The sequence below is a fragment of the Aromatoleum diolicum genome, from assembly GCF_012910955.1.
In the GTDB taxonomy this organism is placed as follows: Bacteria; Pseudomonadota; Gammaproteobacteria; order Burkholderiales; family Rhodocyclaceae; genus Aromatoleum; species Aromatoleum diolicum.
Genome location: NZ_WTVQ01000021.1, coordinates 62,685 through 82,650 on the forward strand (window position 1 = coordinate 62,685; position 19,966 = coordinate 82,650).

15 protein-coding genes and 1 pseudogene are annotated in these 19,966 nt (G+C 71.5%); all 16 read left to right on the plus strand.

Going from position 1 to position 19,966, the window contains the following annotated elements; translation table 11 throughout:
- Positions 1-17 precede the first annotated feature (17 nt).
- On the plus strand, positions 18-476 hold the full coding sequence (locus GPA25_RS13630; RefSeq protein WP_169260954.1) for a phage tail protein: 459 nt from the start codon (positions 18-20) through the stop codon (positions 474-476).
- 4 nt (positions 477-480) lie between these two features.
- On the plus strand, positions 481-2,088 hold the full coding sequence (locus GPA25_RS13635) for a hypothetical protein (RefSeq protein WP_169260955.1): 1,608 nt from the start codon (positions 481-483) through the stop codon (positions 2,086-2,088).
- Positions 2,081-2,554, plus strand: a complete 474-nt coding sequence (locus GPA25_RS13640) for a phage tail protein (protein WP_169260956.1) — start codon at positions 2,081-2,083, stop codon at positions 2,552-2,554. The genes GPA25_RS13635 and GPA25_RS13640 overlap by 8 nt, the downstream gene beginning before the upstream one ends.
- Positions 2,555-2,566: 12 nt before the next feature.
- Positions 2,567-3,286, plus strand: coding sequence for a CIS tube protein (locus tag GPA25_RS13645; RefSeq protein ID WP_169260957.1), 720 nt, complete (start codon positions 2,567-2,569; stop codon positions 3,284-3,286).
- Entirely contained in the window at positions 3,286-3,450 is a 165-nt protein-coding gene (locus GPA25_RS13650) for a hypothetical protein (RefSeq protein ID WP_169260958.1), read from the plus strand. Before GPA25_RS13645 ends, GPA25_RS13650 begins: the two co-directional genes overlap by 1 nt.
- Positions 3,437-4,492, plus strand: a complete 1,056-nt coding sequence (locus tag GPA25_RS13655; RefSeq protein ID WP_169260959.1) for a phage late control D family protein — start codon at positions 3,437-3,439, stop codon at positions 4,490-4,492. Before GPA25_RS13650 ends, GPA25_RS13655 begins: the two co-directional genes overlap by 14 nt.
- A 2-nt stretch (positions 4,493-4,494) precedes the next feature.
- Complete coding sequence (locus tag GPA25_RS13660) at positions 4,495-5,133, plus strand: phage baseplate assembly protein V (RefSeq protein WP_169260960.1); 639 nt, start codon at positions 4,495-4,497, stop codon at positions 5,131-5,133.
- Positions 5,133-6,800: a hypothetical protein gene (locus GPA25_RS13665; RefSeq protein WP_246265676.1), complete on the plus strand. Its 1,668-nt coding sequence runs from the start codon at positions 5,133-5,135 to the stop codon at positions 6,798-6,800. Before GPA25_RS13660 ends, GPA25_RS13665 begins: the two co-directional genes overlap by 1 nt.
- 3 nt (positions 6,801-6,803) lie before the next feature.
- On the plus strand, positions 6,804-7,193 hold the full coding sequence (locus GPA25_RS13670) for a GPW/gp25 family protein (protein WP_169260962.1): 390 nt from the start codon (positions 6,804-6,806) through the stop codon (positions 7,191-7,193).
- Positions 7,194-7,205: 12 nt separating this feature from the next.
- Positions 7,206-9,410, plus strand: coding sequence for a putative baseplate assembly protein (locus GPA25_RS13675; protein ID WP_169260963.1), 2,205 nt, complete (start codon positions 7,206-7,208; stop codon positions 9,408-9,410).
- A 10-nt stretch (positions 9,411-9,420) separates the two neighbouring features.
- Positions 9,421-11,895 carry a phage tail protein gene (locus GPA25_RS13680; RefSeq protein ID WP_169260964.1) on the plus strand — a complete coding sequence of 825 codons (2,475 nt, stop codon included), beginning with the start codon at positions 9,421-9,423 and terminating at the stop codon, positions 11,893-11,895.
- Positions 11,892-12,836: a hypothetical protein gene (locus tag GPA25_RS13685; protein ID WP_169260965.1), complete on the plus strand. Its 945-nt coding sequence runs from the start codon at positions 11,892-11,894 to the stop codon at positions 12,834-12,836. Before GPA25_RS13680 ends, GPA25_RS13685 begins: the two co-directional genes overlap by 4 nt.
- Positions 12,837-12,847: 11 nt before the next feature.
- Positions 12,848-15,400 (plus strand): coiled-coil domain-containing protein, encoded by a 2,553-nt coding sequence (locus GPA25_RS13690; protein WP_169260966.1) that lies wholly within the window; start codon positions 12,848-12,850, stop codon positions 15,398-15,400.
- A gap of 18 nt (positions 15,401-15,418) precedes the next feature.
- A complete protein-coding gene (locus GPA25_RS13695) occupies positions 15,419-17,155 on the plus strand; it encodes a hypothetical protein (protein ID WP_169260967.1) in 1,737 nt (578 codons plus the stop codon).
- Entirely contained in the window at positions 17,152-19,041 is a 1,890-nt protein-coding gene (locus tag GPA25_RS13700; protein WP_169260968.1) for a hypothetical protein, read from the plus strand. Before GPA25_RS13695 ends, GPA25_RS13700 begins: the two co-directional genes overlap by 4 nt.
- Positions 19,042-19,046: 5 nt before the next feature.
- Positions 19,047-19,966, plus strand: a pseudogene (locus GPA25_RS13705) (hypothetical protein); the annotation flags it as partial.

The window sequence follows — 19,966 nt, forward strand, 5'->3', positions numbered from 1 at the left end:
ACCCTGGAGAAAGAGTCATGGCCATTCTTCGCGAAACCCCGTATTCCGCGTTCAACTTCCTGGTCGATCTCGAGCCGGGCCAGGGCACCGAGGTGCAGGCCGGCTTCTCGGAAGTCTCCGGGCTGAATGCCGAAGTCACCGTCGCCGAATACCGCGCCGGCAACGACCGCAGCAACTACGTGCGCAAGGTGCCGGGCATCCACAAGGCCGGCGATGTGACGCTCAAGCGCGGCGTGATCGGCGTGCAGAACCTGTACGACTGGCTGGAGAAATGCCGCACCGGCAAGATCTCCGAGGCCAAGCGCGACATCGTCATCAAGCTGCAGTCGGAGGACCGCGCCGACACCGTGCTGAGCTGGAAGCTGCGCGGCGCGATGCCGATCAAGTGGACCGGCCCGACGCTGACCGCGAAGGGCGGTGGCGACGTGGCGATGGAAGAGCTGGTGCTGTCGGTCGAGACGATCGAGCAGGAGTAGCCCTGTGCTGCTTGCCGACAAGCGGATCGAGCTCGACCCGCGCCCCGCGCCGCGACGACTGGCGCCGGTCGAGGTGGTGATGATCGGTCACTGCCCGTCCGTCGATGGCAACGCCGAGTGGAAGCGGCTTGCGCGCGATGCGGCGGTGCTGGCGGAGATCGCGTCGCTGGGCTTCACCGCGGAAGTCACGCGGCTGCGCGCGCTCGACGATGGCACGAGCGAAGCCGCGCCCGGCGACGGCGCGTTGCAAGCGCTGTACCGCCTGCCCATCCCGATCCACTCGCTCGGCTACTTCCAGGCGCTGTTCCCGCAGGCTTTCGATACCGACGGAGACTACCGCAGCGCGCTCGCGGGCCGCGCCGCGTGGCTGCCGGCAGCGGTGCAGGACTTCTTCGCCGGTAGCGAAACCGGCTTTCGCGACACGCGCACGCTGTGGATCATCCGCGTGCCCGAATCCGAGGGCGTACGCGCGTTCCTGCCGCAGCCCGACGCGAAGCTGATCGAACCGTCGCAGCTCGGCGCCTTCGAGCGTGCGCTGCTGGTCGCGCGCGCCGGCATCATCGCGCTGCCGGATCTCGAACGCCTGCTGGTACCGCCAGCGCTGCCGGACATTCCGCGCGTTCGCCTGGAGAACCCCGACCCGGTGTTCCTGCCCTGCGGCACCGAGATCGACGATACGCACCGCGAGCGGCGGCATTCGAACGAGATGCCCGCCGCCAGCGCGTCGCTCCCCGCGCTCGACATCGTGCCGCCCATCGTGCGTGCGCTCGCGCGCCTGCGGCCCGACATGCAATGTCTGCTGGCGCTACCGTTCGACCTGCGTCCGCGTGACGAACTGCCCGCGCCGTCGCGCGAATTCCTCGACCATATCGCGCAGATCGCCGGCCACGCCGGCAGCGAGGCCGGCGGCGGCGAAGCGGTGACGCCGTACATCGAACTCGCCGAAAAGCTGCGCCACCTGCAGCTCGTGTGGCCCTACCTGCGCGGCGCCGAGCAGTCGCTGGGCTCGCCCTGCGGACTCATCGCCGGCATGCAGGCGCGCGTGGCGCAGCGGCACGGCGCGTGGCGTTCGATCGCCGGGCGGCCGCTGCCGGGCGTGTCGCTGCCGTGGCCGCCGGTGACGCAGCAGCAGGCGACCGCGTTGCGCGAGGCGCCGGGCGTCACGGTGCTGCTGCAGCGCGCGGGCACGCTGCAGGTCGACGACGAAGCCCTGTGCGCGCCCTGCCTGCCGGCCGCCGACCTGCGCCGCATGCGCGCCACAAGCCGCGCGCTGGAACACTGGCGCTCCGCCGAGGTGATGCGCTTCATGGGCTGGGTGCGACGCGAACTGCAGGCGCTCGGCGAGCAGTTGGTGTTCGATGTCGATCCACACGACCCGCGTCCCGAGCTCGCGCTGCGGTCTTTCTTCGGCCGCCTGCACGACGCCGGCGCCTTGCGCGGCGCGCGTCCCGAGGACGCTTACCGCATCCGCCAGCTGCCGGACGCGGAATCGACGATCGGCTTCGAGATCGAGATCGCGCCGGCCTACCCGATCGACCGGCTGCGCATCACCTTCCTCCACGACCGCCACGCGGGCGCGGCGGACGCGCGCATCGAGGCCATTGATGGCTGAATACGCCGACACCCCGCGCGAGTTCATCCCCTTCCGCTTCCGCGTCGCCCTCTACGACGGCACGGGCGGCGGGCTGCTGTGCCGCGGCGCCTTCAGCGAGGTCTCCGGGCTGGAGGCGACGATGGCACCGAAGGCGCTGAAGGAAGGCGGGCGCAACTGGGGCGAAGTGCAGCTCGCGGGCCCGACGACCTTCGCACCGATCATCCTCAAGCGCGGCATCACCGAACTTGCGGACCTGTGGAACTGGTTCGACATGAGCACGCGCCAGGCCAACTACGCGCTGCGCGTGAGCGGCGTGATCGAGGTCTTCCATCCCGAGAAACCCGACCAGCCGCTGCTGCGCTGGCGCATCACGAACGCGCTGCCGACCAAGTTCAAGGGACCGGATCTCTCCTCGACCGCGAGCCAGGTCGCGATCGAGGAGCTGCAGCTGGTGCATGAAGGCCTCGAACTGGAACGCGGTTAAGGAGAACGGACGATGCCCGCCATGCAGATCGCCCGCGCCAAGCTGATCCCGATGAACGGCGACCAGGTCGAGACCGACGAATCGAAGCACATCGAGGTGCAGTTCAACCCGGCGACGCTGCGCGTGACGCTGTCGAATACGCTGAAGGCCGACAACAAGGGCGGCAGCGGGGGCAGTGGCGCGGCGGCGCAGTACGTCGACAAGAGCGAATCGACGCTCGCGGTGGAACTGGTGTTCGACACCAGCATCGCCGCGCAGCTCGGCTCCGACAGCCGCGAGGACCGCGAGACGCTGGCCGCGAACACCGACGTGCGCACGCTCACGCGGCGCATCGCCGAAGGTTTCATGAAGCCGCAGGATGCCGACTCGAAACGGCCCAAGGCGCCCAAGCGCTGCCGTTTCCAGTGGGGCAGCTTCCAGTTCACCGGCATGCTGTCGAGCTACTCCGAGACGCTGGACTTCTTCGCCCCCGAAGGCATTCCGCTGCGCGCGACCCTCGCCCTGACCTTCAAGGAAGACCGCTACCAGTTCGCGATGGACCCCTCGGTGCAGGCCGCCGAACGCGCGCGCCCCGCCTTCGCCCCCGGCGGCGACGGCCAGAACGCCGCCAGCGCGAGCCAGTCGGCCGGCCAGAACCCGCGCGACTGGCGCGGCGTCGCCGATCTCAACCGCCTCGACAACCCGCGCTTCACGCCGCTGGGTGGCCTGTTGATTCCGCTCGGAGACCGCTGATGGCGATCGTGATCGACGAACTCGTCGCTGAAGTGCAGCCCGACCCGAACCCGGCGCAGACCGGCGGCGCCGAGCCGCGTCCGCCCGAAGGCAAGCCCGGCGAGACCCTGCTCGACCTGCTGAGCGTGACCCGCGAACGGGAGGCGCGTCTTGTCATCGACTAACCCGAACCTCGTCAGCGTCCGCCCGCGCCTGCGCGTCGACGGCAGTGACCGCCCCTCGCTCGGCGAGGCGGCAAGTGCGCTCTCGGTGCACCTGCCGGCCAACGGCATGGCGAGCGCGGAAGTGCGCGTGATCAACTGGCACCCCGCCGACAGCGGCGGCGGCCAGCCGGATTTCGCCTTCCAGGACCTGCGCCTGGGCAGCCGCCTTGAGATCCTGCTCGGCGAGACCGCCGACAACGCGGTGTTTTCCGGCGACATCACGGCTTTCGAGGAACGTTACGGTGACGGCGCACCGCAGCTCGTGATCCTTGCAGAGGACCCGCTGCACAAGCTCGCAAGGAGCCGCGCGAGCCGCGTATTCGAGAACAAGGGGCTCGCCGACGTGGTGCGCGACATCGCCGGCGACGCCGGCCTGCAGGCCGACGTGAACATCGACGCCGGTAGCGCGCACTGGCTGCAGCACAACGAGAGCCACCTCGCCTTCCTGCTGCGCATCCTCAGCGCGCACGACATTCCGCTGCGCATGCAGGGCGGACGGCTGCGCGCGCGCCCCGAGGAGGCCGACGCGAACCCGGTGCGCCTCGACGCCGGTACGAATGCGCAGCGTGTGCGCATCATCGCCGACCTCAACCGGCAGCCGCGCGAAGTGCTCGCCGACGGCTACAACCTCGACGCGGACAGCGCCGCGAACGGCAGCAGTTCGGCGCTCGCGCCCGCCCCCGCCGGACGCACCGCCGCCGCGACGCTCGCCGAACTGGGCTGGGACGGCCGCTCGCCGCGCCCGCATCCCTTCGCACGTTCCCAGACCGAGGCCGAATCGCTCGCAAGCGGCGCCTTCCGCCGCGATGCGCAGCGCTTCCTGCACGGCGAGATCGTGTGTACGGGCACGCCAGAGTTGAGCTGCGGGCGCGAGATCGAGCTCGGTGGCGTGTCGCCGCGGCTCGCCGGCCGTTACCGCATCGCCGACTGCTGGCATCACTTCGACAACGCGCAGGGTCTGTCGACGCGCCTGCGCGTCGCGCGACCGGACTGGAATCCCTGAGCATGTCGCGCCACAGCCCCGGTCCGCTGCAGGAGCTACACCTCGGTGTCGTGCTCGACAACGTCGATCCGACCAACCGCGGCCGCGTGAAGCTGCGCCTGCCGGCAACCGGGCTCGAAACCTGGGCGGCGGTGATGGTACCGAGCGCCGGCAGCGGCTATGGCGTGAGCCTGCTGCCGCGCCAGGGCGAACAGGTCGTCGTCGCCTTCATCAGCCCCGAACTGCCGATCGTGCTCGGCGCGGTGTGGAGCGGCGGCAGCAGCCAGCCCGCCGACGCGCGGCCGGTCGAGGAACGCTACTTCGTGCAGAGCCCGGCCGGCATCAAGGTGCTGCTCGACGACCAGGAGCCCAAGGTGAAGATCGAGACACCCGCCGGCGTGCACCTGACGATCACCGACCAGGGCGGCGGCAAGGTGACGATCGAGGAAGGCGGCGAGAAGGTCGAGATGTCGCCCGGCAGCATCAAGGTGACGACCGCCGGCGAAGTGAAGATCGAAGCCTCGCAGGTCACCGTGACCGCGGCGATGGTCAAGGTCGATGCGGCGATGAGCAAGTTTTCCGGCGTCGTGCAGTGCGACACGCTGATCAGCAATGCGGTCATATCGGCGAGCTACACGCCGGGGGCGGGGAACATATGGTGATGCTGACGAGCGCCCTGCTTGCCGAAAAGCCGCTGCGCGCGCTGCAGCCCGCCGGCACGGCCGGCGCTAAAGGCGCACACCAGCCGCGCGTCGTCGCACCGTACTTTGCCGGCGACGGCGACGGCCTGACGCTGCACCGTTACTTCGACGAGGACTTCGTCGCGCGCTTCCTCAACGATGCGCAGGTCGGCCGGCTGACCGGCACCGCGGCGCAGCCGTGGTACCGCGACGATCGCTTCGGCCGCTACAGGAACGAGCCGGCGCTGCGCCTGCCGATGCACCGCAGCTTCTATCTGGTGTGCTGCGAGGTGCAGTGCGCCGTGCCGGGCACGCCCGCTTTCGATCCGAAGAAAGTCCGCTCGGCGGGGCTGGTGGTGCGTCGCGTGCCTGCCGACGGCACGCCGCAGCGCTGGATGATCGCCGACGGCCAGCCGCTGGGCTGGCGCGACGGCGAGATCCCGGACCACGATCCGGACGAGGTGCGGCGCCTGACCGCGCGCGGCCTGCTGCCGCCACGCTTCCCCGAGCCGCCCTATTCCGGCGAGGAAGTCGCGCCGCTGCACGCGCTATTGGTGCGCCGCCGCGACGCGCGCGGGCTGGAGCGCAATCACACCTTGCTGTGGGGCTACCTGCCGCTCGGCGGCAGCGCGCGCGAGAGTGCCAGCGCGCCGTTGCCGCAGGCGAACGGCACCGAGGTGCCGGATTTCGGCCTCGAACACGCGTGGCCGCTGGGCAGCCGCGATGCGAAGGCGTGGAGCGACGCGGATGGCCTGCTGATGACCAACGGCGTCGCGACGGTCGGCCTGATCGAGTTGCTGCAGACGCTGGTCGCACAGTTCCGCGTCGAGGATGCGGCAGATAACGCCAATGAGGCCGACAACGCCGGCCTGCGCACCCTGCTCGGCCAGCTGCGCTTTCACACGCTCGAATGGCGCATCGTCGACGACAACGTGCTGCCGCAGCCGGTGCCGGTGCATGGCGAGACGGTGCTCGCGTGGCTCGAGCGCAGCGCGCCCGCGCTGGTCGAGCTGTTCGCGCGCATCGTGCGCCGCGAGGCGGTGGCCGGCACCGTCGCGCTGCCCGATGGCACGGGCGGATCGCGCGCCGACCGGCTCTTCATTTCCGAACAGCAGGCCGCCGATCTGCGCAGCCTCGTCGCGCTGCGCACCGGGCGCGCGCAGGTGCGTTTCGACGACGGCCTGCCGCTGCCGCGCTACACCCAGACCGACGGCGACCGCTTCGTCGCCGTGCCCTTCGTGCGCTGGGAGGACGACTGCGGCTGCGAGCGCGTCACGTGGGGACCGGCGAGCCGCGTGTTCCGTGTCGCCTCGCCGCTGGACCCGGACGCGCAGCGCCCGACCACCGTGGTGCTGCCGTCCCTCGACGACTTCAAGCGCGGCGCGGCGCGTGGCGTCGCGATGCTGGCGCCGAAGTCGCTTGCCGACGTGCTGCGCAAGATCGCACCGGGCATCGACATGAAGGGCGACGGCCCGGGCAACCGCTGCGGCGCGTGCTGGAGTTTCAGCTTCAGCCTGCCGGCGATCACGCTGTGCGCGATGCTGATGCTGATGGTCGTGATCAACATGCTGAACCTGTTCCTCGGCTGGCTGCCGTGGGTCTTCCTGGCGCTGCCGCGGCTGTGCCTGAAGGCCTTGAAAGGGAAATAGACGATGCTCACTCCGGAATCCCTGCTGATCAGTTTTCCGCTGCTCCCCGGCCTCGATGAGGACGGGCGCCCCGCATGGCGCCGCGGCAATGCGAGCGTGCGCGAGGTGATGCTCAACATCCTGCTGACCCGCCCCGGCGAGCGCTTGATGCGCCCGGAGTTCGGCGCCGGCATCCGCAACTTCATCCACCACCCGAACAACGAGACGACGCGCGCGCTGATCGCCGACGCGGCGCTGCGCGCGCTGACGCGCTGGGAGCCGCGCGTGACGATCGAGGAGGTGCGCGTCGTGGCCGACCGCGAACGCCTGTCCCACGTGAACCTGTCGGTACGCTACCGGCTGCTCGCCGATGGGCGGCAGGACACGCTCGAACTCGCGCTGGACCTAGGCTGAGGGAACATAAAGATGGCGCTGCCCAACCTGCCTTTCAGTCAATTTCCCGTTCCCGATCTCGACGACCGTCGCTTCGACGATCTCGTCACCGAATTGCAGGCGCGCCTCGCCCGCCACGTGCCGGAGATGGCGCCACTCGCGCCGGGCGATCCGGTGCATGCGCTGGTCGACCTGTTCGCGTGGCTCACCGAAACGATCATCTACCGCGCGAACCAGATCCCCGACCGCCAGCGCCTCGCCTTCCTGAACCTGCTGCAGATCCCGCTGCGCCCGGCACGGCCCGCCGCCGGCATCGTCAGCATCGACGCGAGCGGGCGGGCGCTGCCGCCGCTGATCGCCGCCGAGTCGCTGTTGAAGGCCGGCACGACGAGCTTCAGCACCGTCGGCGAGATCCAGCCGACGCCGCTCGCGCTGCGCGTGGTCGTCAAGCGCACGCTCGACGAGGCGGCGCTCGCCGCCGAAGGCATCAGCCTCGACCAGTTGCGCGCCCAGTACGGCGTCGAACCGGCGGCCTTCCGCCCGGTGACGCTGGTGCCCGGCCACGACGCGCTGAGCGCCGCCGGCACGCGCGACGGCGCCTTCCACCTAGCGGTCTGCCTCGCCAAGCCCGCCTTCGTCGCGCAGGCCGAGCTCGTGCGGCGCGAACTCGCGGGAATCATCCTGAATGTCGGGCTGGCGCCCCTGACCGAACTCGAAGGACTCCTCGCGACCGGCCTGCGCCCGCGCAAGCTGTCGTGGGATCTGGCGTGGTGGCCGCAGCCCGACAGCGCCCCGCAGAACGTGCAGTACCTGCCGCTCGAAGTCGTCAGCGACAGCTCGGCGGGTGGACGCCGCACCGGAGTCGCGCGCCTGCGACTGCCGCGCAATGCCGACATGCTGCGCGCGACCGCCGCGCTGGATCCGCAGTTCGCCGGCCTCGGCGACACGCCGCCCGAGGCGCCCGCGGATCTGCGGCCCGGCCAGCTGCTGTGCTGGCTGCGCCTGTCCTGCGCCGACGAGCCGACTCTGACGCTCGGCTACCTCGGCCTCAACGCCATCGACGTTAGCGGCCAGGGCATCGCGCGCGACATCGTGCTCGGCAGCGGCACCGGGCGGCCCGACCAGAGCTTCGAGCTGCCGCACGCGGATGTCGACGCGGCCAGCGTCGAGGTCGATGTCGAGCACCTGCGCCTGTTCCAGCCCTGGACGCGGGTCGCGCATTTCGCCGGCAACGGGCCGGACGACAGGGTGTTCGTCGTCGATGCCGCCAGTGGCAGCGTGCGCTTCGGCGACGGTATCCGCGGCAGGCGCCCGCCCGCCAACGCGCGCATCCGCGCCGCGTTCTACCGCCATGGCGGTGGCGCGAGCGGCAACCTGCCGCCCGACAGCATCAAGGAGATCCACGGCCGCAGCGACCGTCTCGCGCTGCGCCACGAATGGCCCACACGCGGCGGCGTCGATGGCGAAACGCTGGACGAAGCCGAGCGGCGTATCCCGGCCTTCCTCAGCCATCGTGAGCGTGCCGTCACCGCCGACGATTTCGGCGTGATCGCGCGCGACAACCCGATCAACCCGGTCGCGCGCGCCGAGGCCGTCGCCGGCTTCTTCCCCGGTGCGAGCCTGAAAGCCGTGCGGCGCGATCTTCCCGGCGTCGTCAGCGTGTTCGTGATGCCGCCCGCGCCACAGGCGCTGGGCGCGGCACCGCGGCCGAACGCGGGGCTGCTGGCCGACGTGCATGATTACCTGTCGGCGCGCTGCATGCTCGGCACCGAACTCTACGTGCTGTCGCCGCAGTTCGTGCCGGTGGCGGTCGCGGTGTCGCTCGAAGTCGTCGATCCGGCGACCGAACAGCAGGTGCATGCCGAAGTCGAGCGCGCGCTGCTGCGCTACCTGTGGGCACTGCCGCCAGGTGGGCCGCGCGGCGCCGGCTGGCCGCGCGGGCGCGCAGTCGAGATCAACGAACTGCGCACCCAGGCGGGGCGCGTCGAAGGCGTCGAGGCGGTCAACGCGCTGCGCCTCTTCTACCAGGACCAGCAACGGGATCCGCCCGCGTGGCAGGAACTCACCGAACGGCAGGCGCTGCCGCTGCTCGATTTCCAGCTGCCGGAGCTGATGGCGGTCGCGATCCGCCCGGGCGAGGACCGGCCGGCACCGCCGCGCGGCTTCGCGCCGGGCCGTCCACCTGAGGACAACGCGGCGCGCGCGGTGCCGGTGCCCGTCATCACGGATCTGTGCTGAGCACGGCGCGATGAACAGCAACGGCACCCGCTTCCTCCTGCTCGACGGCGCGTCGGACTTCCGCAACGCCAGCCGGCAATGCAGCTGGGACGTCGAGCAGCGCGCCTTCACGCTGACGCGTCAGGACGCCCCGCGCCTGCCGCAGATGCCGGCGGCGCGCGCACGCGAACTGCTCGCGGCGGCCACCCCCTTCGTGCTCGACAACCATGGCCAGATCGGGCGCCTCACCGCCGACGGCCAAGGCTTCGAATGCGCGCTCGGCTGGCCCGCCGCGACCCGCGACGAATGGCAGCCGGTGCTCGCCGCGCTCGACGACGCCGAAACCGGCGCGCCGAACCTCGAAGCCCTGGTGCTCGACCCGGTCGACGCCCCCTCCGGCCGCTTCACCGACCTCGCCTTCGGCGGCAGCGGCCTCGTCGCGCTGCCGTGGAGCGACGACGGCACGCAACACGGACTCACGGCAGTGCACCTGCGCCGCCGCTGGCAGACGCACTGCACGCTCGCCTTCGCGCCGCGCCGCGCCTGGGTCGAGGCGGCGACGGGTGCGGACCGCGTGTGGCTGCTGGGCGAAACCCGCCTCGGTCTCGCGGTCGGCGCGCCGCTGCCTCAGCCCTATGTCGGCCGCCCCGAGCGCTTCGAGCCGCTGCAGGCGAACCCCGACCCGCTGCGCCTGTTGTGGGACATCGACCTGCCGCCGCACGGCGGCCTGCTGGGTCTCGCCGGCGACGACGAACGCCTCTACGTACTGACGGAACACCCCGACAGCACCGCCGACGCCCCGCGCATGCAGGTCTTCAGCCGGCCGCTCGCCGCCGGCCCGAGCGAAGGCTTTCGCGTCCATCGTCTGCCCGACGAGCTGCCGCTCGCGACCGACATCGCCGCGCTCGGCGACGGCCGCTTCCTGTTGCTGCTGCCCTTCGACGAAGGCGCGGAGCGCGGCAAACGGCGCGACTGCCCGCTGCTCGCGCTACCGGAAGTGACCGCCGAGGAGGACGAGGGGGACGAGGACGACGCCCCTGCGGAACTCGTCGCCGAACGCTGGCCGCGCCGCTCCGAAGCCCTGCTGCCCGCCGGCATCCGCTTCGTGCGCCACCGCGACGGACACCCGCGCACGCTGACCGCGGACGGCCCGATCCGACTCTACCGCCTTGCACAGGCGCACTTCGCCTCACGCGGCACGGTGACCCTGACCGAAATCCTCGACTCGGCGATGCCCGACACGCTATGGGACCGCCTGTGCCTCGACGCCTGCATCCCGCCCGGCTGCCGCATCGACATCGCGGTGCAGGCCGGCGACGATCGCAACGACCTGCCGGACCAGTGGATCGCGCAGCCGCAGGCGGTGCTGACGGCGCAATCATCCGAGCTGCCCTTCGCGCCGGGCCGCGCGCCAACGGGCGAGGATCACGACGGCCACGCCGGCCTGTACGAGACCCTGATCCAGCGCAGCAATGGCGCGGTGCGCGAGGTGCGCGGGCGTTATCTGCGCCTGCGCATCACGATGCACGGCGACGGCCGCCACAGCCCGGCGATCTTCGCGCTGCGCATGTATTACCCGCGCTTCTCGTGGCAGACGCAGTACCTGCCCGACCACTTCCAGCAGCAGGAACGCCCGTTATCGCTCGAAGGCGCCGAGCCGATCGCCGCCAACGGCGCCGACCTGCGCGAACGCCTGCTGGCGAGCTTCGAGGGTGTACTGACGCCGCTCGAAGACCGCATCGCCGCCTCCGAAATCCTGCTCGATCCGGCGGCGACCCCATCCGCGCGCCTGCCCTGGCTCGCCAGCATGCTCGGCACGACGCTGCCGCGCCACTGGCCCGAGGCGCGCCGCCGCCGCTGGCTCGCCGCGCAAGGCGCGCTGCAGCAGACGCACGGCAGCTACCGCGGCCTGCTGCTCGCGCTCGACATCCTGACCGACGGCGCGGTCGCGCGTGGCGCGGTGATCCCGGTCGAGCATTTCCGCCTGCGCCGCACGATGGCGACGATCCTCGGCATCGACATGGACGACCGCGACCATCCGCTGACGCTCGGCACCGGCCTCTCCGGCAACAGCATCGTCGGCGACACGCTGATCCTCTCGGACGACCAGGCACGCGAATTCCTCGCGCTGTTCGCCCCGGAAGTGGCCGAGCGCACGGGCGAGACCGCCGTCGTGGACCGCTTCTTCGACGAGGCCTCGCGGCGCATGACGGTGATCCTGCACGGCCCCGCGCGCAGCCTCGCCGCGGTCGTGCGCGACGCGCTGCCGTCGCTGGTGCCGGCGACCGTGCAATGGGCGATCCGTACCAGCGAGCACCCCTTCGTGCTGGGCCTGTCGCCGCTGCTCGGCATCGACACCTGGCTTGAAACCCAGCCGCCGCCCCGACCCGTGGTGCTCGACCGCACCCGCCTCGGCCGCGGCGACCTGCTGCACAACCCGGTCGCCCTGTCGCCCGAGCACGCCGTGCCGATCGATGCGACCGTCAGTGAAGGAGAAAGGGCATGAGCGAGCCCGAGAACAACAACGGCTGCGACGCGAGCCTCGCCGGCGACGGCCGTTTCGAGGATGCGCTCAAGCGCGTCAGCTACGAGCCCGGCATGCTGCTGGGGCTCGAGGCGACGCGCGCCGAGCAGGACTACCACCGGCGCCGCGCCGCACGCCACAGCTATTGGCTGCACGGCGCGGGCACCGTCGCCGGCCTGCGCGTAAGCATCCGCGCCGAGGATCCGGGCAATGACACCGACCCGGTGCGTGTGCGCCTTGTCGTCAGCCCCGGCGTCGGCGTCGATGGCCTCGGACGCGAGATCGGCGTGCCCGAGCCCTACTGCGTCGATCTCGGCGCCTGGCTCACCGCCCAGCACGAGGACGACGACCTGTGGGGCGCGCTGATCCGCGACGGTTACGCCGAAGCCGACAACCTGCTGTGGCTGAAGGTGACGATGCGCTACCAGGACTGCCCGAGCGGCCTGCAGCCGGTACTCGCGACCGAGGTCAATGCCGGCACCGATCCGGTGCAACCCAGCCGCGTCGCCGACTGCGTGCTGTTCGAACTCGTCGCCGAGCGCCCCGAGGACATCCCCGAGGAGGAACACCTCTTCGCCGCGCACAGCCGCATCAAGGCCTACGACGAAATCGAGGCGAATCTCGGCGAACGTGAGCGCGCCCAGGTCGAAGCCGCCGCCGGTGCCGCGCGCACCCAGCTCGAACTCGGCGCGCGCCTGCTGCATTCGCTCGGCGACGACAACCAGGCGCTGGTCGCGCGCCAGGCCTTCCTCACCGACCCCGCGGTGCTCGCACGCACGCTGCTCGCGCGCGTCGCGATCCGCCTTACGCCGCCCGCGCCCGAGCCGGACCTGATCGTCAATCCGCGCCGCATCGAGGTCGACAACCTCGTGCGCCCCTTCCTCTTCAACGCCGCCGCGCTCGCCCGGCTGATCCGCGCATAAAGGGAACCGCCATGGCCAACACGATCCGCTTCACCCCGCTCCGGATTGGCACGACGAACGCCGCCGGCGAGCGCATCTCCAGCATCGACCCGCTGCTGTCGCGCACGAACTACTTCGACGGCCAGCTGCTGAAGGCGTCCGACCTCAACCGCGACCAGATCTACCTCGACGAGCGCCTGCTGGAACTCGGCCAGGTGTTCGGCGCCGGCATCGTGCGCGGGCTCGACGTCAGCCTGCAATCCGGCCACCTGCTGCAGGTCACCCCGGGCATCGCGATCGCGCCCTCGGGGCGCGTGCTGCAGCTCTCCAACGCGGCGCTGACGATCGACCTCCTCAACAGCGGCCTCATCGCGACGCTCAACGACGGCCGCTTCCGCAGCTACGCGCGCGGCCTGTACGCGCTGGCGCTGACCCACGCCGAGGTCGTCGACGGCGTCGCCGAAGCCTTCCCGAAAGATCTCGCCGCGCCGCGCCGGCCGCACGTCGCCGCCTGGGCCGAAGGCGTCGAGCTGCGCCTGATGCCGCTGCCGCTGCCCCTGCCGCGCCAGGACGAGATCGCGGTGCGCGCGACGCTTGCGCGTGAGCTCCTGTCCGGCGGCGACCGCCTCGCCCTGCCATCCGACGACGCCGTCGCGCTGGGCCTGATCGCGGTCGAGCGCGGCCGCATCCTGTGGATCGACCGGGGGCTGCTACGCCGCCCGCAGCGCGCGCTCAACACGCCCAACGCGATCCAGCAGGACCTCGCGACCCACTATCAGGAACTGATGCAGACGGTGCTCACCACGCGCCAGAGCGCGGGCCTGCGCGGTGCGTTCGCGGCGAGCCAGTACTTCCGCGTGCTGCCGCCGTGGGGGCCGCTGCCGCAGGACTCGATCGACCCCATCGGCGGGCGCCAGCAGTTCTTCCCCAAGGACTACGAGGTCAGCATCGCGCCGGTGCGCCGCAGCGAACTCGCCGCGGTGCTCGCCGATTCCGCCCACCTCGCGCCGATCGACCTCGAACGCGACGCCGACTGCGACGTGATGGTGCTGGTGCCGATGAGCGACACCGCCTTCGCCGTGCGTGCGCGCCAGCTCGAAGCGCCGGCAAGCTTCACGCCGCGCTCGCTGGGCCGGCTCGCGCGCCTCGACCGCCTCGCGCTGCGCATCCTGCCGCAGCCCCCGATCCACCGCATCGACACCGACGCCGACGTGTGGCGCGCGATCTGGGCCGACGCGAACCCGGCCGAGCTGATGTACGTGCGCCGCCCGCCGCGCACCGCGGAGACCGGCGTCAGCGCCGTCGTGCTCGCCCTCGGCATGACGCTGCCGCCCCCGGGCAGCGCGCTGCCGCCCGACGCCGCGGCACTCGAAGAGCAACTCGATGCCGCGCTCGAAGACGTGGACGCGGCCGAGGAGGCGCAGGCCGCGCTGGAGGCGGAAGTCGCGCGCCTGAAGATCCGCATCGCCGAACTCGAAAAGGCGGTCGCGGCCGGCGGCGGCGACCAGAGTCTGACCAACGCGCTGGCCGAGATCGAACGGCTCAAGCTCGCCCTCGCCGCCGCGCAGAAGGAAATCGAGGCGCTGAAGGCCGACGACCGCAATGCGGTCATCCTCGCCAACGCACTGGAAGCCTCCAGCGACCGCATCGACGAACTGAAGGCCGAGCTCGACGCCGCACGCGCCGAAATCGAACGCCTGAAGACCGCCAGCCCGGTGATCGACGCGACGCTCAAGCAGCGCTTCGACGAACTCACCGCGGCGCTCGAGGCGGAACGTGCCAAGGCCAGCGCGCTGGAACAGGAGAAGGCCACGCTGACCGCAAGGCTCAACGAGGCGCAGCTGCGCGTCACCCAGCTCGAAGCCGAACTGAAGGACGCGCTCGCGAAGCTCGAAGCGGCAAGCGGCAACGTCAGTAGCAGCGGCGCCGACCTGCTGGCCGTGCGCGAGGAACTCGCGAAGCTGAAAACCGAACTCGATGCGACGCGTGGCACGCTCGCCACGACGAATGCCGAGCTCGCCGACACGCGGACCAAGCTCGACGCGAGCGTCGCGCGTGAGACCACCGCGGTGAATTCGCTCGCCGACGCACTCAGGCGCATCGACGAACTGCAGGCCACAGGCAGCACGAGCAGCACCGAAATCACGACCTTGCGCAGCCGCGTCGGCACGCTCGAAACCCAGCTCACCAGCGCGAACACAACCATCGATCGGCTCAAGACCGAAGCCGCACAGGGCACCGATCTCGGTGCCGAACTGACGCTGGAACGCCTCGCGCGGGCCCGTGGGGCTGATGCGGCCGGCATCAAGTCCGCCACCACGGCGGACACGCTGATCGCCGGCAACGAGGCCGCGCGCATTGCCGCGGTGCAGATCGTCGGCCTCGCCGACCGCCGCCTCGACCCCGCGCTGTGGCCGAGCATGATGGCCATCGCCCGCAGGGACGTGGTCCTGTTCCAGAAGCTGCGCGACCGCTTCGTCGAGGCCGCCGGCAACATCAATCTGCCCGAGTTCTTCATGGCCGAAGGCAAGGATTTCGGCCTCACCGACAAGCACATCGATCTGTGGAGACAGGTCGCCGGCTAACCCGCCCGGGAGCGCATCATGGCCATCACGTCCTTCCTGTCGCCCAGCCTGCTCGCCGCGTTGTCGCTGCGGCCGGCGCTGACGCTGCTGCCGCGCGTGCCGGTGGAGATCCGCCTGCACGAACCCGAAAAGCGCCCCGACGACCCGCGCCGGCTCAACCTCTTCCCGGGCCGCGCGCTCGGCGAGCGCGAGTTCGAACGCCTGCAGGCCTATGTCGATGACCGCGTCGCGCCGCTGCTGGCGAGTCTCGCGCCGGGCATCGTCGAAGGCCTGCCCTGCACCTTCTTCGGCAGCGGCGCCGACACCCGCGTGCGCGTGCAGACGGGCCTCGCAGTCGGGGCGGCGGGGCAACTGATCCGCCTCTTCTATCCGCTCGACCAGGCCTGGACCGACCTCGCCGCGCAGGCCGAGCGCGACCAGGACACGCCGCTGCGCGACGGCCTCTTCCTCGTGACGCTCCGCAGCGCCGTCGAGCCGATCGACGATCCGACCGATCAGGAACCCTGCACCCGCAGCGAGCCCGACCCGCTGCGCGAACGGCGCATCGAGACCGTGTGCCTGCTGGGCCTGCAGCGCATCTCCGGCAGCCCGCGGCTGATGGCGATGCCGCAACAGCGCGCCGCGAACCGCATCGGCGCGCGCCTGTTGCGCGAATTGCCGTTCCGCACCGACAGCGGCGCCGTGCCGCTGGGCCTCGTGAAGGTCGTCGGCAAGCTGCCGGTGTGGTTCGACTCGCGCGCCGGCCGCCTGCTCGCCGAACCGGATGCCGCCGCCCACACCCTGCTCGCGCACACCGTCGCCGCCCTCGAAGCGTGGCAACGCGAGCACTCCGCGCCGCTGCCGAACGTGCCGACGCAGACGCTCGCCGAACTGCTGGGCCTCGACTACCTGCCGGCCGCCGGACCGCTGCCCGCGGCGCTCCTGCGCGACCCCGCCGGCAAGACACCAACGCTCGCTTTCCTGCCCGCCGACCTGCAGGTCGAACTCGCGCCAGTGCCCGCGAACACGATCGAAGGCGTCGTCGCCGACGAGCTCTCGCGCGGCACCGTCGACCTCATCCACGGCCTGGGCGAGCGCATCCGCCTGCTGCTCGCGATCCCGGATCTCGACTACCGCCGCGACCTCTTCGACCTGCCGCAGCGCGACACGCGGCTGGAGGACGAACTGTTCCGCCGCGCCGAGGCGGCGACGCGCGCCTACCAGGCGTGGAAGCAGCAGTGGTACGCGCTCTTCCACGGCCTCAGCGCGCAGCAGCTGCAGGCGCTGCGCGCGCCGCTATTGCGCACCACGCCGCCGTTCGACCCGGACCAGTACCGCCTCAAGCTCGTCACCGACCGGGCCCGCACCCTGCCACCGGCGCAGCCCGTCGTCCTGACCCACGTCGCCGCCGCGGTCGGCACGCCGACCCTGCCCGAACCCTACGCCAGCCACCTCGCCGAGCCGCATCCCGCCCCGGAAGATTACGACGTCGTGCCGGACACCCAGCCCGGCGACAACGGCCTTTTCCGCCAGCGCGAAGACCTGCGCGCCGACATCCGCCACCTCGAAGCCGCGCTCGACAAGAGCTTCCGCCTGCTCGACGAGGTCAATGACTTCCTCGGCCTGCAGCGCCAGCAGCTCGACGCGCTGACGGTGTCGTTCAGCGCGCTCGCGGGCGGCGTGCCCGGCGACGGCCTCGGCGCGAAGCTCGTGCGCTGGACCACCAAGGCGAACTTCGTGCCCAAAATCGCGACCACGCCGGAGACCCCGTCATGAGCGAGCTCTTCACCCGCTTTTCGCCGAACACCCTGAACTTCACCGAGGCGACGCTCGTCGACGCCACACCGACCGTCTCTGCCAACCTGGCCGGCGCGGTGCAGCTGGACACGACCATCTCCGCGGCGACGCTGGCCGCGCTCGGCTCGCTGCAGCTCGCCGGCGAACCGAGCGAACCGCTCACCGAGCCAGTGTTCAACAAGGCCCCGACTACCGGCAAGGGCATGCTGTCGCACGTCGAAGTGATCCGCGACAGTTTCATCAACGTTCAGCGGGATTTTCTCGATCTGCGCGCGAAGGCGAACTCGCGCCAGAACCAGGCGAAGTCGCTGATCGACCGCATCTGCGACTTCCTCGACGACTTCATGAAGCCGGAGGAGCTGCGCCGGCTCGGCGTGATTGACGACGACAACCAGGCGCCGGCCTTCCGCCTGCTGGTCGCCCCCGACCTGCACAACGCCGATGGCTTCCTGCTGCGCCCGAAGCTCGACCTCGCGCTGGTGCGCCCCGGCGACGACGGCCCGAACGGCACCAAGCACAATGACGAATCGGCGCTCTTTTCCGCCGGCAAGGTGGTCGCCGACGACATCCGCAAGATCGAGGCACTGCGCGGCGCGCTGACGACGCTGCGGCGCCGCCACCAACAGGCGCTCGAAGACCTGCGCAGCCGCCTCGCCGCGCTGGAAGCCGATGTCCCCGGCGAGATCCGCCAGCTCGACGTACGCGAACGCGCCCGCGTCGAGTCGCTCGACGATTACGCCGTCGCGCAGCGCCTCCTGGCCGAGCACTGGCGCGAGATCGAAGCCGCCTACGCCGAGCGCCGCCGCGTCATCGAAAGCCACCGCGGCCTGTTCTACGTGAAGGTGCGCGAAACCCCGCTCGGGCGCACCCTGCCCGACCCGCTGGACCTGCGCCCGAGCAGCCCCGACGACCTCGTCCCCGGCTGCGCCAACCGCGACACCGCGCTGCCCGCCGCGCTCGCGCCCTTCATGGAGGCGGTGTTCGACATCCCCGCCGGCGACTGGGCGAACCTGCGCCCGCTCGGCCACCTGCTGCCGGGGCGCGCCATCCTCGCCGGCCTCATCGACACGCGCCGCCAGCGGCTCGCACTGCGCCTTAACCGCGCGGTGTCGGCGGACACGCCCGTCCTCACCAGCCTCGTGCAGCAGAACCACGCCCTGGTGCGCGAAGTCGCCGCGCGTCCGTTCAACGCCACCGCGCTCGGCGAGCTGCAGCGCCAAGGCGGCGCGATCCTCGCGCTCGACGACCTGCTTGCGATCCCCGCGCCGCTGCTGCGCGATCCGGCACGCGCCCTGCACCAGCGCCTCGACGCCGCCGCCGGCTGCCTGCTCGCGCGCCTGCGCAGCATCGCGCCGTCGATCCGCCTCAACTGGGCAGCCGCCGCCGAAGCCGACCGCATCGCCGTCGAGACCCCCGAACGCTGGCCCGGCATTGCAGACGCCGAGGAACGCGACTTCAACGGCGTGCGCACGCTGGTCGAACTCGTCGCGTGGTGGTTCCGCCAGCTCGACACGGATGCCTCCGGCGTCGCCCGCACCGCGATGCGCAACCTCGTGCGCGCCTGCCTGCTGCTCGCCGCCAGCGACGACCCGCAGCAACTGATCCAGGGGCGCCTGAAGACCATCCCGGGCCGCTTCCGCATCGGCGAGGCGCTGCGCCTCACGCTCAACCGCGAAGCGGCGCCGGGCACACTGCTGCAGCTCTTCGACGACAGCCAGCGCGTCATCGCGACGCTGCGGGTCGACGACCACGACGACCAGGGCACCGTCGCCTCCGTCGCAAGCATCCTCGACCCTGAAGTGGAGCGTAATCCCGCCACCGTCCTCAACACCGCGCTGCAGATCAGCGGGCTCAACCGGGGCTGAACGCGATGAACGCTGCAGCGCGTCTCGCCGCCGCGGCCGACCTGCAAGTCGGTCGCGTTGTGCTGCGCGGCAGCGCCACGGCCGTCGAGCAGGCGCGCGCCACCCTCCCCGCCGCGCTCGCCCGCATGCGCTGGCCGGCGGTCGGCGAAGACGAGATTCTGGTGCTGCGCCGCCTCGCAGTGCGCGGCGATGCCGCCGAAATACCAGCCCGCGCCGCAGTGGCCGCGGGTGAGCTCGCGCGCCACGCCGCCGACCCGTGGAGCCCCGCCGCCGACAGCGCCGACGCGGTGCGTTTCCGCAGCCAACTCGACTACCGCGCCTGTCTGATCCACGACCTCCTCGCGGGCACCGCCGCACGCCGCTGGCTGTGGCGCCACCGCGCTGCCCTCCTTGCCCGCCCGCCTGCCGACGCGCTCGCCGACCTGCTGGGCGAAGACGCCCTGGCACTGCCGGCCCTGCTCGACCGGGTCGCAGCCCGCGCCGCCCTGCCGGCGCTGTGGCGCGCGCTGGCGGCCCCTGCCGCACGCGAGCTCCTTCACGCAATTGCCGCCGCCACCGGCTGGGGGCACGCGATCGCCGTCGCGCTCGAACCGGGCGCCTCGCGCGCGACGAACGTCCCGCAAGCTGCCGGACCGACCCCGCGCGCCGCGGCCCCGCCCGCCGCGTCGGCACGGTTTTCCCTCGGCGTGCTCGCCGCCGGCCTGCCGGGTAAGCTGCCCGCGACGGACCCGCGCGTCGTGCTGCACGCGCTGCTCGCGCAGTGGTCGGCCGCCCCCGCGGCGCTCGCGCGCTCCGATGCCGGCGAGCGACTGCACGAAACCGCCCGCGAACTCGTCGGCGCCGCACCGACTGCGGCAATGACGCGTCCGACCGCGAACGCAGCGCGCGGCGCCGGACCCGATGCCCCGGCGTCAGCGACCACTCC